Raw genomic sequence first — 14,937 nt, 5'->3', positions numbered from 1 at the left:
GCCGACGGAAATGGCGGCGGAGGCTGCGACGGCGGCCTCCTCGTCGACGTCCCCGTCAGCGTAGGAGTAGCGGGGCGTGCAGCCGACGGAACCCGACCGGACCGGCACGAGGGCAGACCCGGCCGGGTCCGGTTCGGCAGGCTCGGGGTCTTCCCCGTAGACACGCAGACACATGGTGTTCCTCCCGGAACGAAGGCGGTACGCGACCCGGGCCAACGGCGGCCCGAGTGCAGCAATGACGCTATGCCCGCAGGTCAGGCACCGATCCCGGTCCACACGGAACCCTGACGCCGCCCTGACGCCGGAGGGGCGGCGGCGTGGTCATGATGGAAGGCGCATCCGCCCCCGAGCGGCCCGAGAGGAGAGGTCATGACAGCGCCGGTCCCGGCACCGCGCCCCGACGGCCGCCCGGTCCCTGTGGTCGACTGCGCCCTGTACGAGGACGGCGAGCGCCGTCCGGGGCTCCTGCCCCTCACCGAGGCCATGGGCGCGTGCCACCGGAGCACGGGCAGCTTCGTGTGGATCGGGCTGCGGGAGCCCACCGTCGACCAGCTCCAAGTCGTGGCCGACGCGTTCGGCCTGCATCCGCTCGCCGTGGAGGACGCGGTCCACGCCCATCAGCGCCCGAAGCTCGAACGCTACGGCGACACCCTGTTCCTCGTCCTGAAGACCGCCGCGTACGTCGAGCACGACCGGCTCACGCCCACCAGCGAAGTCGTCTCCACCGGGCAGATCATGATCTTCGCGGGCCCGGACTTCGCCGTGGTCGTCCGGCACGGCGACTCCCCGGACCTCCGCGTCGTACGCCGACAGCTCGAAGCGGAGCCGGAGTTGCTCGCCCATGGCCCGGCCGCCGTCGTGCACGCCATCGCGGACACCGTCGTCGACGGGTACCTGGAGGTGATCCGCGCCGTCGAGGCCGACGTCGAACAGGTGGAGGCCGACGTCTTCTCACCCGAACGCACCGACGACGCGGGGCGCATCTACCAGCTCAAGCGGGAGATGCTGGAACTCCGCCGCGCGGTGCTGCCGCTCGCCCTGCCGCTCCGCGACCTGGCCGAAGGGAGGGTGCCGGGATGCGACCCGGAGATCCGCGCGTACCTGCGGGACGTGCGCGACCATCTCGACCAGGCGTCGGAGCGCATCACCGGCTTCGTCGAACTGCTCGACAGCGTGCTGTCCGCCAATCTCGCCCAACTCGGCATCCAGCAGAGCACCGACCTGCGCCGGATCAGCGCATGGGCCGCGATCATCGCCGTACCCACCATGATCGTCGGCATCTACGGCATGAACTTCGACCACATGCCGGAACTGCGGTGGACCTTCGGCTATCCCCTCGTCCTGGTGGTCATCGTCATCGCCTGCACCCTCACGTACCGCTCGTTCCGCCGCAACGACTGGCTCTGACACGGCGAAACGGCACGGCGCGGAACGGCACGGCGCGGGTCGGCGCGGCCGGGTGGGCGTCAGACGGCGACGGCCTCGCCGATCTCCTCCTCGGCCTCGCGTTCGGCCGCCGGCAGCGGGGCGGGCGGCGCCCCGGCCCGGCGGGCGCGCCGTTCCGCGGTGTCCGCCGCGGCGAGCGCCACGAGGCCCGCGCCGAGCCACAGGACGAGTGAGGTGACGCGGCCGGCCAGGCCCGCGCCGGAGGGGAAGTAGAGGAGGCTGCGGACGCCCTCGACGAAGCCCGCGCCGTTCCAGAAGGCGTGGAGCGCGCCGAAGAAGCCGTTCTGGAGTTCGGGGCGGAAGATGCCGCCCGAGGTGGTGAAGTTGAGCATGACGAAGAGCGTCATCATCGTCAGGGTGGTCCACCGCTTGAGGAAGGTGTGCAGGCCGATGCCGATGGCGACGATGCCTGCCGAGTAGAGCCACGCCATGGCCCACACGCCGGCGAGGTCGTGATCGACGACGTGGAACAGCGGTCCCGCGAGCACCGTGCCGATCACGCTCACCACCAGTGAGGTCGCCAGGCCGATGGCGGCCCGGGTCCACAGCCGCAGCGTGGCGCCCGCCGCGCCGATGGCGGCGACACTGGCGTACGAGCCGATGCTGATGGTGACCAGGACGAAGAAGAGCCCCTGCCCGGTGGGGTCGCCCTGCGAGGTGGGCGCGACGTCGGTGACGTCCAGGGCGATCCCCTTCTCGTCGGCCACCAGGCGGAAGACGGTCTCGGCGGCCGTGGCGGTCGTGTCGGAGTTGGCCTTGGCGACCAGCAGTCGCGGGTGCTCCGTGGACGGGAGGTAGGCACCGGCCAGATCGCGGTCCATCAGTTGGTGCACCGCGGCGGCGCGCGTGGGGACCGTCCTGACGTCCAGCGCGTCGCCGGCCTTGTCCTTGAGCGTCTGGGCGAGGACCTGCGCGCGCGGCCCGTTCCCGACGACGGCCACCTTCATCCCGTGCGGCTCGGGGGCGTGGAAGGCACCCAGGTAGGCAAGGCCCATGCCCAGGCACATCAGCAGCGGGGTCACCAGGTGGAGAACGATGTGCCCCGCGCTGTGGCGCAGTCGGGGGGCCGCGTGCGCATGGGCCCCTCCCGAGGCGGCGGCCGGGGATGCGGTCATGGGGAAGGCACCTCTCAATATGATTGGCAAATACAACCTTTTTCATTGTACGATACATCTAAATGAAGGAGGTCCAGATGCCGGCCCGTGACACAGCCATCGACACGATCCAGCGCGAACTCACCGCGTTCGCCCGCCGCGCCCGGACGCGCGCCACGCAGATCCACCCCGAACTGTCCCTGGTGGCCTACGGCATGCTCGACTACATGAAGGAGCGCGGCGGCTGCCGCGGCACGGACCTGGCCTCGCACTTCCTGCTCGACAAGTCCACCGTCAGCCGCCAGATCGCGATGCTGGAACGCGCCGGGCTCATCGCGCGCGGATCCGACCCGCAGGACCAGCGCGGGCAGATCCTCCGCCCGTCCGAACAGGGCCTCAGGCTGCTGGCGGAGGCGAACGAACGACGCCGGATCGCCTTCGCGGGGCGGTTCGCCGACTGGGACGACACGGACGTGCAGCAGCTGGCCGACCACCTCCAGCGCTACAACGCGGCCGGCTGAATCAGGCAAGGCGTCCCCCGGTCGGCTACAGAATGTGCACCGGGTCACACCCAGGGCGACTCTTGTGGTGGGCTCGCTGCCGTCCACGGCATCTCTCCCGCCCAGGGAGGGGAGGCGGCACAGGCCGCTCGTCGAAGAGCCAGCCCCTGGAGGTGGCGTGTTGTACCGAATTGCCGGACCCCGGGTGTCGCCGCGACGGCACCGAGTCCGTGCGCGCGCGTGGACGATTGCGGCGAGTGTGGCGCTGGCCTCCGGCGCCGTGACGGGTACGGCGTCCGCGGGAGCCGTGGAACGTGGGGCCGCGACGGGTGGCGCGGTGCGCGACACGCCCGGGCCGCAGGGGCACGCCGAACCGGTCGATCCGGTCGATCCGGCGGGGTCCAACGCCGTGCACGGCACGCAGGAGTTCACCACCAGCGGGGCCTTCGTGCCCCCCGGCGGCGTCAGCACGATCCTCGTCCAGGTGTGGGGCGCGGGCGGAGGCGGCGCGGGTGGCGGCGACGACGGCAGCGGGGGCCAGGGCGGCGGCGCCGGCGGATTCGCCTCGTGCGCCGTCCACGTGCAGCCCGGCGAGGCCCACTTGGTCGTCGTCGCCGGGGGCGGCGCCGGGGGCGTGCCCGGGGCTCCCGGCGCCACCGCCGGGTTCACCTACCTGACCGCGCCGCCCTCCGGCGCGGCGGTGGCTGTCGCCCGGGGTGGCGGCGGCGGCTCCGATCCCCGCTTCCCCGGAACCGGCGGCACCGGCGCCTGTGACCCCGCCGCCGGCGACGGCGGCCTCGTCCACCAGGGCGCCCCCGGCCTGACCACCGGCGAAGGGGGCAGCCCCGCGGTGGACGGCACGGTCGCTCCCCCCGGTCCGGTCACCGCCCCCTTGGCACCGCCGCGGAACGCGGGCGTGGGCGGCGACGGCGGACCCGCGGGAGGCCCGGGCGCCGACGGAGGCCCCGGGTACGTCGTCATCCGGTGGTAGCCGGCACCACATGCCGCGGAACGGCCCGGCGCGTCGAGAGGGGCGCCGGGCCACGCCTGTACGGGCGTTGCGTGGTCGGTCAACGTGTCATGCGCTGCGAGGCAATTCCCCCGTCGCGGCCTCGCCTACGGTCAGGCATCGACCACCACTCGACGCCCGATGTACGGGAGACCCGCGACCACGACGCGCCGCCGCCTCCCGGCCGCGCCGGACGTCACGCACGGCGGGAGGGCAGCCATGACCGACCCGGGAGAGTTCGCGGACAGGTCGGCGAAGCGGCCCTGGGTGCGGCACGTGATGGTCGCGGGGACGCTGCTGGGCACCCTCGCGGTGTGCGCGGCCGTTCCGCCGGGTTGCCACCCGGGTCCCGCTTCCTACGCCCTGCGGCTGGTCCCGGCCTCGGAGGCCGCGGTGGCCTGCGGCTGGCTGCACCGGCGGTGCCGACGGCAGGTGGCGGATGCCTGTGCGGTCTCCGACGCCGTGCAGGACGTGCTGCTGCGGCCGCTCCCGTCACGGGTCGGCGGCCTGGCTCTCGCCTCGGTCTACCGTGCCTCCGGCGGTCGGGCCCGGGTCGGCGGGGACCTCTACGCGGTCGCCCGGGCCGACGCGGCCACCCGGGTCATCATCGGCGATGTGCGAGGGAGGGGACTGTCCTCGTTCCTGGACGTCATCGCCGTCCTCGGGGCATTCCGTGAGTGGGCGCCGCAGGCCCCCAGCCTGACCGAGCTGTCCGCCCGCCTGGAGGCGAGCTTCCTTCGGCACCTCGCCGACGCGCACGACGACGCCGACGAACGCTTCGTGACCGCGCTCCTTCTCGAGGTGCCGGACCGCGAGCCCCTCGCACACATGGTCAACTACGGTCATCCGCCGCTGGTGCGGGCCCGCCGGGGGGACGTGGCCCTGCTGCCGGGGCATCCCTGCCCTCCCCTGGGACTGAGCTCCCTGTGTGACGTCCGGGCGCACGAGAGCGCCTTCGAACTCGGCCCTGACGACACGCTGTTGCTGTACACCGACAGTCTCATCGAGGCCCGTGACCGCGCCGGGGTGTGCTTCCCGTTGCTGGAGCGGGCCGCCACCTGGACGTGGAACGACCGGCTCAGGCGCAGTCAGGACCGTCTGCGCGGCGTCCTCGGGCAGATCCTCGACGACGTCGTCGCCCATTGCGGCGCGCTGCCGGCCGACGATCTCGCCCTGATCGCGCTGGCCCGGCGCGGAGAGGAGGGGACGGCGGCACTCCCCCGCCGGTCGTGACCGTCACCCCGGAAGCCTGGAGTGGCCGGCTCTGCAGCGCCATTCGCCCGGAGTCATGCCGTAGGCCGCACGGAAGATCCGACTGAAGTGCGCCGGGCTCGCGAAACCCCGTCGCTGCGCGATGGCCGCCACCGTCGCCCCGGCCAGCTCGGGACGCGAGAGATCATCACGGCACGCCTCCAGCCGCAGGTGCTGGACCCACCGGCCGACGGTCATGTCCTCGCCACGGAAGAGCAGGTGCAGATACCGGACGGAGATGTGGTGCGCGGCCGCGATCGTCGCCGGGGAGAGTTCCGTTCGGTCCAGGTGCGCCCTGACGTACACGCGGATCTGCCGCAGCAACGCCTCCTCCGCGGTCGGCGTGGCACCGCTGCCCCGTCGTACCTGATGCACGACCAGCGCGTTCAGGACGTCGGCCATCCCCCGCTCCAGGTATCTCTTCGGACCGGGCGGGCAGACGCCCACCTCGGCCGCAGCGGCAAGCCGGCTCATGTACGCGGCGAGGATCCCGCCGATGTAACTGCCGGTGGAGCATGCCCGGCCGGTGGCGAGCAGCAGACACGCGTCGGAGACGTCCAGCAGCCCGCGGGGAACGGCGGCGACGTCCTGACGCACATCACCGGGGAAATCCTGGACGTAGGGACGCCGGGAATCCAGCAGGACCAACTCTCCGGCGACCAGCGGTGTTTCCCTCCCGTCCTGGACCACGACACTGCTGCCCGTCTCCTGCAGGCTCACGATGAGCAGGCCGCTGGGGTCATTGGCGATGATCCCGCGGGTCCGCGCCATGCGCTGGGGGCTCGCCTCGACGTGGGCCACATGGATGTCGCCGATGGAGATCCGCCGGAGCGAACCGCGCACCGCGGCGCCGTCGTGCGGCCTGACCTCCAGCCGGGTGAGCGATCGGTGGACGGCGTCCGTCCAGTACTGCGCCCTCTCGTCGGGCGGAAGGATGTCGGTACAGAATGCCTTGATCACGATGTCCCCGCGCACGTCGGAACCACGTCCTCGGCCGAGCGCCGCAAGCCGCGGCACTCGGTGCCACTGCTTGGTTCAGCCGAGTGCCGCGCCGAATAATTTCGGCGCGCCGGGGACGATTCGGAGGCGGCTCAACACTGCGGGATGCCCGCAGGAAAACGCGGCGGGAGCTGCGGAAAGGCCGCGGCGGTCGCGCGTTCTCGCCGGCCCGACGGCTCACCGGCCGGGGCCGGTCCCGCGGTGCCGCCTTCAGATGATGTCCAGTCGGTCGAGGAACGGGGCCGCGGCGGAGGTGTCCCCCGTGATGCGGCAGTGGTCGCGCCAGGATTCGCGGGTGGTGGCCCACGCGATGAAGTCGAGTGCCGTGCTGGTGATCCGGGTGGTGGCGTCCGCGCCGGGTACGACGGTCAGTTGCGCGTCCGGCCCGGCCGCGGGGTAGACGGTGACCGTGGTCGCGCCCGGTCCTGTCAGGTCGAGGACGAGGGGCCGGTCGACCGCCGAGGTGAGCTCGGGGCCCTGCATCTGGGGAAGGCCGGCGAGCATGAACTCGACAGCGGGCGCCACGAGGCCGTCGGTCGGTTCCGGCACCGTGAAGGGGAGCGGGCCGTCCGGGGCGAGCATGTCGTGGCGCAGGTGGCAGAAGACGTTGAACGCCATCGTGTTCGCCAGCAGATGGCGCGGATAGGTGCCGAGCCCGGGCACGTCGACCGGCTCCGTGGCCCTGGGGGGTTCCTGCGCCGCTTCCAGGAGGTCGAGCTGCCGCGGGGTGCTGCGCCGCCACTCGTCGAGGACCTCGCCGTGGCTCCAGGAACGGCGTTCGTCGACCCGCAGGTCGTGGTAACGCTCGCGGTTCTCCGGCAGCGAGGGGTCCGGCGGCGGCGGATCCACCGCCTCGGTGGCGAGAGCCGCGAGGTGGGCCATGACGTCGATGACACGCCAGCCCGCGCACGCCGACGGCAGGTCCCACTGGTCGTCGGCGACGCGCGGGACGATCTCCGCGAGTTGCGCCGTGCTCGAACGCGCCGCGGCGATGCCGGCACGGGTCATCGTTCCTCCCGGGTCAGGACGCGGCCCGGCGGGACGTGCGGTAGGTCGCGGCGACGTCCGCGCGGCCCAGCCCGTCGTCCGCCGCCAGGTGGAGGCGTTCGCGCACGACCTCCGCGATGCCCAGGCGCAGGCCGGCGGCGCGGGCGGCGTCGGTGATCAGACCGGCGTCCTTGGCCGCCGCCTCGAGGGGGAACGAGGGGGTGTCGAGGTCGTCGTCGAGCATCTTCGGGCCCTTGCTCTGCACGTACGTGCTGTTCAGGCCGCTTCCCCCGATGACGTCGATGACCAGGTGGGGGTCGACCCCGAGGGTCTCGGCGAGGGTGAGGGACTCCGCGATGCCCTCGACGGTGGTCAGGACCCAGGCGTTGTAGGCGAGTTTCAGGCCGCTCGGCTGGCCGACCTCGTCGAGCCACACGGTGCGTGAGCCCACCGCGTCCAGGACCGGCCGCACTTCGTCCCGCGCCTCCTTCCGGGGGGAGGCGGCCAGGACGGTCAGGGTCCCGGCGACGGCCGGTTCCTTGGTGCCGAGGAGCGGGGCCTCGACGTAGGCGACGTCCAGGCGGTCGGCCTGCTCCGCAAGACGGCGGCCGCCGTCAGGGGAGACCGTGCAGGTCTGCACCCACACCGGGTGGCCGTCCAGCCCGTCGCGGGCCTGGTCCATCACGTCGGCGACGACTCTCTCGTTCGCCAGCGCGGTCAGGACCACGTCCGCGCCGCGGCAGGCCTCGGCCGGCGTGTCGCACACCGCGGCGCCGACGTCGGCCAGCGGTTCGGCGGCGTCGCGAGCCCTGTTCCACGCACGCAGACCCAGCCCCGCGGCCGCGATGTTGCGGGCCATGGCGTCCCCCATGGTGCCCGTACCGAGCACCGCGACCACCGGTCCTCCCTGCCCGGACGAGGGCGTCCGGACCGCTGTGCTCATCGTCGCGCCTCCCTTGGCTCGGCCCGGCGCCCTGCTCCCGGCCGGCGCGCGCCTGTGGTGTCGACCGCGTCAGGACCGGGGGGTTCAGGCGTCCTGGCCGATCCAGACGGTCTTGGCGTTCATGAACTCCCGCATGCCGAGGTCGGACAGCTCCCGACCGTAGCCGCTGCGTTTCACGCCGCCGAAGGGGATCTCGGGATAGCTGGTCGTGTTGCCGTTGATGAAGGCCATACCGGACTGCACGTCGCGGACGAAGAGCTCGCGTTCGGCCTCGTCCTCGCTCCACAGATTCGAACCCAGGCCGTAGGGGTGCCCGTTGGCCTCCCGCAGGGCCTCCTCCAGGGAGGGAACCGCCCACACCTGCGCCACGGGGCCGAAGACCTCCTCGTGGTACATCCGCATTTCCGGAGTGACACCGGTCAGCACGGTCGGCGGGTAGAACCAGCCCGGCCGGTCCGGGCGTTCGCCGCCCACCAGCGCCGTCGCGCCCTTGCCTACGGCGTCGTCGACGTACGACTCCACGTCACGCCGGCCGGACTCGGTGGCCAGCGGACCGACGTCGGTGTCCGCGTCCATCGGATCGCCCACCACCAGCGCGCCCATCTTCGCCACGAACATCGCGATGAACTCGTCGGCGATGTCCTGGTGGACGAAGAACCGCTTGCCGTTGATGCACGACTGCCCGTTGTTCAGGCACCGTGCCTTGACCGCGACATCGGTGGCACGGTCCAGGTTCGTGGACGGCATGACGATGAACGGGTCGGAACCGCCCAGTTCGAGGACCACCTTCTTGATCTCGTCGCCGGCGATGGCGGCCACCGACCGTCCCGCCGGCTCGCTGCCCGTCAGCGTCGCGGCCGCCACACGCGGGTCGCGCAGCACCTGCTCCACCCGCCCCGAGGAGATCAGCAGGGTCTGGAACACGTCGTCCGGGAAGCCCGCGTCCCGGAAGAGCTCTTCCAGGTACAGGGCGCACCGCGGCACGTTCGAGGCGTGCTTGAGCAGGCCCACGTTCCCCGCCATCAGGGCAGGCGCGGCGAACCGCATGGCCTGCCACAAGGGCAGGTTCCACGGCATCACCGCGAGCACCACGCCGATCGGCTGGTACGTCACGAACGTCTGCTTCGCGCCCACGCGCTCCGCGTCGCGGTCCAGGTCACGCAGGAACGCGGGTCCTTCGGTGGCGTAGAAGCGCAGCCCGTGCACGCACTTGACCACTTCCTCCTCCGCCGCCCGGAAGGTCTTGCCCATTTCCGTGGTGATCATCTGGCTGACGCTCTCGATCTCCTTCTCCAGACGTTCGGCGGCGTGCTGCAGCCACCCCGCCCGCTCGTCGGCGCTCGTCAACCGGTATGTCGCGGCCGCGGCCGCCGCCCGGGCGAGCTTGTCCTCCAGTTGCTCGGGCGTCAGTTCGTCGAACCTCTCGAGAACCTCGCCCGTCATGGGACTCGTCGTTGCGATAGCCATGAATCAACCGTATGACCGGGGGATAAGGCAGGCAATTCACCCGTTTGCTCCCATCATGGCCGCCGGCGTCACGACGGCAACGGACGGCGGGAGGCCGGCCGGATCCGGCCGCCGCCGCACCCCCCGCGGAGCGGATGACCGCCCCAGGTCGGGGGCGATCCGGGCGCGTCCGGCCGCCTCCGGGCGCGGACTCGCCACTGGTCCGTGAAGTCGGCAACACCCCGCCGCCCGCGCTGCCGGTTCCTGTCCGGACGAAACACGCTACGTCCGGAATACGGTCCGGGTCCGGCATTACGGCAGGACATTCTCCCGCGCAAAAGAACTGCCGAATCAGCAGCCGGGAGCGACGACTGCGGGCCGCCCGGCACGAATGCGGCCACGGTCCCCGGCCGCCGGTACGGTGCCAAAGGAAAGGCGAATCGCGGGGCGCATTGCCGTGCCCGCTCCGCCGGGGACGGCGAGGCGGACGACCTCGCCGGCTCTCCCGGTGCGGCCTCCGGCACGTGGAACCCGGTGGCGCACGGGCCATCGGCCTGCCGGAGGACACGTCACCCGTATGAGGGATATCGGGCGACGAGAAGCGCGCCGGTCGTCAGCCGAGTGTCGCGCATACAAGGTAATCGTCGCCTCCCAGGCAATTCCATTCGAAGGATTCATTGACGCTACCCCGGCGGTCTGACGACACTCCAATCGCTGTTGAAAATCCTCTAGGGGGCGACGATGAGAGCATTTGCACATCGGGGCCAGGTCACGAAAGTGGTATTCGGCACCGGGACGCGAAACGGAATTGCCGATGAAGTCCGGGCCCTGGGGTGCGACCGGGCGCTGGTGCTGAGCACCCCCGGACAGACCGGTCAGGCCCACGAGGTGCGGGAACTCCTCGGGCCGCTTGCCGCGGGCGTCTTCGACCAGGCGGCGCCGCACACGCCCGTCGCGGTCACCGAGAAGGCGGTCGGCGCGGTCCGGGCAGCCGGCGCGGACTGTGTCGTCGCCGTCGGCGGCGGCTCGGCCATCGGCCTGGGAAAGGCCGTCGCCCTGCGCACCGGGCACGCGCACATCGCGCTGCCCACGACCTACGCGGGCTCCGAGATGACGCCGGTCCTGGGAGAGACCCAGGGCGGCGCCAAGACCACCCGGCGGCTGCCCGAGGTGCTGCTGAGAACCGTCGTCTACGACGTCGACCTCACCCTCGCACTGCCGCCCCACGTCGCGGCGGTGAGCGGGCTCAACGCCATGGCCCACGCCGTGGAGGCGCTGTACGCCCAGGATCACGACCCGCTCGCCCTCCTCATCGCGGGTGAGGCCTTGGACGCCCTGGCGACGAACCAGACCGTACGGCACCAGCGCCCAGGAGCCGTACACCCTCCTGCGGCACACCTTCGTGCTCGAACCCGTGGAGCCGGCCTCCGGCGCCCGGCACCTCTGAGGGCGTCGACCCGCCCGGACCCCTGGCACGTGTCGTCCCCCGGCCGCGTGGGACCTGTTGCAGGCCCGGGGCGTCCGCCGGTCCCCCGGCGAACCCCCTGGCGGCCCGATGACGTCGCGGGCACGAAATCACTCCACTCGTACGGAGGCCACCATGCCTGACACCCTCGACATGACGCTCGCGTTCCGGTCCACGATGGGCCGCCTCGCCACCGGGGTCAGCGTCATCACGACGCAGACCGGAAGCACGCCGGTCGGAATGACGGCGAGCGCCGTCGCCGCCCTGTCGCTGGACCCGCTGCAACTCATCGTCTGCATCGGCAACCACCTGTTCACCCGCACCGCCATCGCCGAGCACGGGCGCTTCGCCGTCAACGTCCTGGGAGAGGACGGTGAAGGGCTGGCCCGCTGCTTCTCGGCCCGGGTACCCGACCGCTTCGCCGGCGTGGCGATCGACGAGGACCACGGCGTGCCCGTGCTCAGGGACGCCATCGCGTCGGTCGTCTGCGACGTCTCGCAGGCCCTGCCCGGTGGCGACCACACCATATTCGTGGGCGACGCGCGGCACTTCGAACACAAGGGGGAGGGCCGTCCGCTCCTGTACTTCGCCGGCGGGTTCGGCTTCATGAGGTAGCCCCTCGCCCGGCCCCCGTCCCCCTCTTCGCGCACCGCCGTGAACTTCCCCACGTCCCCCCGGTGCCCGGTGCATCCGTCGTGCCCACCGGGCATCGGGGGCCCATCCTGCCCGGTACGACGGGAGGCACCGTGAGCACCATCCCCGACCACAAGCTCCACCCGCCGGTACGGCCCCCGTGGTTCGTGCCGCGTCCCCGGCTGCTGAGGCTCCTGGACGCCTTCGCCGAACCCGTCGTGGTCGTCTCGGCGCCGCCCGGGGCCGGTAAGAGCGTGCTGCTCGGCGACTGGGCGCACGTGCTGCGGGCCCGTGGCTCCCACGTCGCCTGGCTCGGCCTCGACCGCTACGACAACACGCCGGCACGGCTGTGGGCGGGGATTCTGGCGGCGCTGCGGCCGTTTCGGCCGGGGCTGCCGGTACCCCCGCCCGCCGGGGCCTGGACGCGCGATGTCTGGGCCGAGGATCTGCTGCCGCGAACGCTGGCGGGACTCGCGGGCGAGCGGCCGCTCACCCTCGTCCTGGACGGCGTGGAGCGGCTCACCGACGCCGCACTGCGCAGTCTGGGAGACCTGCTGACGGCGCTGCCCGACGGCCTCCAGGTCGTACTGGCCACCAGGTACGTGCCCGGCGCGCCCGTCCCCGGCCTGCGGGCACGGGGTCTGATCGGCGAACTCGGCCCGGCCGAACTGCGCTTCACCCCCGACGAGGCCGACACGCTGCTGACGGCCCGGTCGGGCGGGCGGGCCATGGACGAGGAGAGGCGCCGCGGGCTGTACGACCTGGCCGAGGGATGGGCGGCCGGCCTGTTCGTCACGGCGAGCGCCGGCGGGACGCCGGAGCACGCCTTCGAGTCGTCCGCGGACGCGCCGGGTTCGGGCCTGGGCGTCTCTGATCGCGCGGCCCACGCGGCCGCCGACTACCTCGTGACCGAGGTACTGGACCGGCTGACCACCGAGCAGCGCGCCTTTCTGCTGCGCACCAGCGTGCTCGACGAACTGCGCCCCGACGCCTGCCGAGCCGTCGCGGACACCGACCGTGCGGGCGTCCTGCTGCGCGAACTGGCCCGCACCGTGCGGTTCCTCGAACCCACCGGCACCGGGCCGGGCGGGTACCGGTGCCACCGTGCGCTGCGCGCCGTGCTCAGCGAGGTCCTGGAGGCCGAGCACCCGGACGGGACGGCCGCGCTGCACCGCGCGGCCGCCGACTGGTACCGCGCAGCGGGACGGACAACCGCCGCGGTACGCCACTTCGCGTCGTGCGGCGATTCCGCCGCGGTGACCGCGGTCGTCCTGGACGCATGGGAGGAGGCGATCGCCGCGGGGCGGGCGCAGGAGGTCGCGGGGTGGCTCGATCTGCTGCCCGCCCGAGCGGTCCGCGCCGACGCGCGCTTGTGCGTCGTCGCGGCGATGACGGAGCTGTCGCAGGGCGACGCGGGCGGCGCCGCGCGCTGGCTGGAACTGGCGCGGGCCCGCCCGAGCGGCGTGGACACGGTCGGGGAGGGCAGCTCCGTGAGCGAGGCGGCGTCGGTCGCGCACGCGCTCGTCCGCTGCCTGCGGGGCGAGTCCGGCGCCGCCGGCCCGCTCGGCGCGACGGCCGCCGGGCGCCCTGAACCCTTCACCCCGTGGCGGGCGCTGGCCTGTGTCGCCAGTGGAACCGCCCTGATGTGGCAGGGGCGTTGGGAGGAGGCTGAGGACCGTTTGCGCGAGGCGGTTCGCGAGGCGCACGGGGCCCGGCACGCACTCGTTCTCGTTCGCGCCCTGGGCTCCCTGGCCCTGTGCGCCTACCTCACCGGGGACCGCGGGCAGGCCGCCGCGCTGGCCGACGAGGCACTGCGCACGGCCCGCTCCGCGGATGTGACGGGCCACTTCGTGGCCGTGGCCGCCCACCTGTGCCGCGCCGGACTTCTCCTGGAGGACGCCAGGGCCCTAGAGGCCGGTGAGTCGCTGGCCCGCGGTGAGGCGGCCATGGCAGCGTGCGCCTTCGGCGGTGAACCGCATCAGCGGGCCCTGGCCCGGGCCGTCCGGGCGGCGCTGCCCCGCGCCGCCGGTGACGACGCCGCCCCCTCGGGTGAGTTCGACGGCGTCGCCGGGGCACCGGCGCTGAGCGGGCTGCTCGCGCGCCTGCGCACGCTCGGCGTCGTTCCGGCCGGCGTCCCGGAGCCGCCGCCGCGGATCCGGGATCTGTCGCCCGGCGAACGCCGCATTCTGCGCGCGCTGTGCGGCCCGCTGACGCTCCGGGAGATCGCCGATGAGCTCCATGTTTCCCGGAACACGGTGAAGAGCCAGGTCAGGGCGGTCTTCAAGAAGCTCGACGCGCACAGCCGCAGTGGTGCGGTGGCCCGGGCCCGTGAGCGCGGTGTGCTGCAGCCCGGGCCCGCGAGCGGCACCCGCTACGAAGCGTCCTGCCGCCGGGCGTAGTCCGCCTGGGCCGTGTACGCGGTGTCCTGCGCGTCCTCAAGGCTCTCGATACCGCACACCCTCCGCGCGAGGCCGGCGGCCGGCCCCGTCGGGGAGAGCTCGGCGCGCTTCATCGTGAGCGTCCGGATCGCCAGCAGGGGCGTCCCGCACTTCCCCCAGGCCAAGGACGTGTTCTTCGCCGAGCGTCCGGTCCGGGAGCGCTCGGCGGCCCTCAACGCCGCGCTCCAGGTCGGCTACTTCATCATCGGCGTCCGTGCCGCCGGCCTCGCTGCCGGCCCGATGACGGGCTTCGACGCGGAGGGACTCACCAAGGAGTTCTTCCCCGACGGGAACCACTCCGTCCTGGCCGTGGTCAACATCGGCAACCCGGGTGAGGACGCCTGGTTCGCCCGCAGCCCGCGGCTCGCCTACGACGAGGTCGTCAGCACGGTCTGACCACGCCGATCAGCGGGTGCCACGGCCCCGACCGCCCGCGTCGGTGCCATGGCGCCCGGCCCTCGCCGGGGCCAGGACTCGCGCGGCGAACCGCCGTCCCGCGCGACCGGCGCCCTGGCCGGGCAACTGGGCACCCGGGTCCGGCACTTCCCCGGCGGTCACATCGGCCCGATCACGCATCCCGGCGCGTTCGGCGCACCCGTGCGGAAGGTGTTCCTCGCCCGGTGACCGTACGTCCGACTCGTCCCGACGGGTCCCGCCGGGGATCCCGGCCTCGTGCGAGCCCCTGGTCGCGCCGCGGCAGGAAGCGGTGGCATGCGTGTTGACCAC

At 72.9% G+C, this 14,937-nt stretch carries 13 protein-coding genes and 1 pseudogene; 9 read left to right on the top strand and 5 right to left on the bottom strand.

Translation table 11 applies throughout. The features are described from left to right. The first annotated feature begins 369 nt into the window (after positions 1-369). Entirely contained in the window at positions 370-1,407 is a 1,038-nt protein-coding gene (locus ACIP98_RS13860; protein ID WP_319657697.1) for a magnesium and cobalt transport protein CorA, read from the top strand. Positions 1,408-1,466: 59 nt separating this feature from the next. On the opposite strand, the gene ACIP98_RS13855 is transcribed toward ACIP98_RS13860, so the two are convergent. After that, entirely contained in the window at positions 1,467-2,561 is a 1,095-nt protein-coding gene (locus ACIP98_RS13855) for a hypothetical protein (protein WP_401975793.1), read from the bottom strand. Between the two features lie 62 nt (positions 2,562-2,623). On the opposite strand from ACIP98_RS13855, the gene ACIP98_RS13850 reads away from it, so the two are divergent. From ACIP98_RS13850 to ACIP98_RS13840, 3 genes are all read left to right on the top strand, one after another. After that, complete coding sequence (locus ACIP98_RS13850; protein WP_319657699.1) at positions 2,624-3,061, top strand: MarR family transcriptional regulator; 438 nt, start codon at positions 2,624-2,626, stop codon at positions 3,059-3,061. A gap of 316 nt (positions 3,062-3,377) precedes the next feature. Further along, positions 3,378-4,031: a hypothetical protein gene (locus tag ACIP98_RS13845; protein ID WP_401975790.1), complete on the top strand. Its 654-nt coding sequence runs from the start codon at positions 3,378-3,380 to the stop codon at positions 4,029-4,031. 237 nt (positions 4,032-4,268) lie between these two features. After that, on the top strand, positions 4,269-5,282 hold the full coding sequence (locus tag ACIP98_RS13840; protein ID WP_401975787.1) for a PP2C family protein-serine/threonine phosphatase: 1,014 nt from the start codon (positions 4,269-4,271) through the stop codon (positions 5,280-5,282). Positions 5,283-5,285: 3 nt separating this feature from the next. Here the strand turns inward: ACIP98_RS13840 and ACIP98_RS13835 are convergent, their stop codons facing one another. From ACIP98_RS13835 to ACIP98_RS13820, 4 genes are all read right to left on the bottom strand, one after another. Next, the gene (locus ACIP98_RS13835; RefSeq protein WP_401975786.1) at positions 5,286-6,275 is read right to left on the bottom strand and encodes a helix-turn-helix domain-containing protein; all 990 of its coding nucleotides are present in this window, start codon (positions 6,273-6,275) and stop codon (positions 5,286-5,288) included. A gap of 234 nt (positions 6,276-6,509) precedes the next feature. Further along, positions 6,510-7,307, bottom strand: coding sequence for a maleylpyruvate isomerase family mycothiol-dependent enzyme (locus ACIP98_RS13830; protein ID WP_319657702.1), 798 nt, complete (start codon positions 7,305-7,307; stop codon positions 6,510-6,512). Between the two features lie 13 nt (positions 7,308-7,320). Beyond that, positions 7,321-8,229 (bottom strand): NAD(P)-dependent oxidoreductase, encoded by a 909-nt coding sequence (locus ACIP98_RS13825; RefSeq protein WP_319657703.1) that lies wholly within the window; start codon positions 8,227-8,229, stop codon positions 7,321-7,323. An 84-nt stretch (positions 8,230-8,313) separates the two neighbouring features. Continuing rightward, positions 8,314-9,696, bottom strand: coding sequence for an NADP-dependent succinic semialdehyde dehydrogenase (locus ACIP98_RS13820; protein ID WP_319657704.1), 1,383 nt, complete (start codon positions 9,694-9,696; stop codon positions 8,314-8,316). A gap of 720 nt (positions 9,697-10,416) precedes the next feature. Between ACIP98_RS13820 and ACIP98_RS13815 the strand changes: the two genes are divergently transcribed. From ACIP98_RS13815 to ACIP98_RS13795, 5 genes and pseudogenes are all read left to right on the top strand, one after another. Continuing rightward, complete coding sequence (locus ACIP98_RS13815) at positions 10,417-11,283, top strand: iron-containing alcohol dehydrogenase (protein WP_401975783.1); 867 nt, start codon at positions 10,417-10,419, stop codon at positions 11,281-11,283. Continuing rightward, positions 11,276-11,755 carry a flavin reductase family protein gene (locus ACIP98_RS13810; protein WP_319657707.1) on the top strand — a complete coding sequence of 160 codons (480 nt, stop codon included), beginning with the start codon at positions 11,276-11,278 and terminating at the stop codon, positions 11,753-11,755. Before ACIP98_RS13815 ends, ACIP98_RS13810 begins: the two co-directional genes overlap by 8 nt. A gap of 131 nt (positions 11,756-11,886) precedes the next feature. Further along, positions 11,887-14,172 (top strand): LuxR C-terminal-related transcriptional regulator, encoded by a 2,286-nt coding sequence (locus ACIP98_RS13805; protein ID WP_401975780.1) that lies wholly within the window; start codon positions 11,887-11,889, stop codon positions 14,170-14,172. A 144-nt stretch (positions 14,173-14,316) separates the two neighbouring features. After that, positions 14,317-14,607: pseudogene (locus ACIP98_RS13800) on the top strand (nitroreductase family protein); the annotation flags it as partial. A gap of 48 nt (positions 14,608-14,655) precedes the next feature. After that, a complete protein-coding gene (locus ACIP98_RS13795; RefSeq protein WP_401975777.1) occupies positions 14,656-14,835 on the top strand; it encodes a hypothetical protein in 180 nt (59 codons plus the stop codon). Positions 14,836-14,937: the final 102 nt, after the last annotated feature.

The sequence above is a fragment of the Streptomyces sp. NPDC088354 genome, from assembly GCF_044753585.1.
Classification (GTDB): Bacteria; Actinomycetota; Actinomycetes; order Streptomycetales; family Streptomycetaceae; genus Actinacidiphila.
This window is presented reverse-complemented; position numbering and strand designations above follow the sequence as displayed.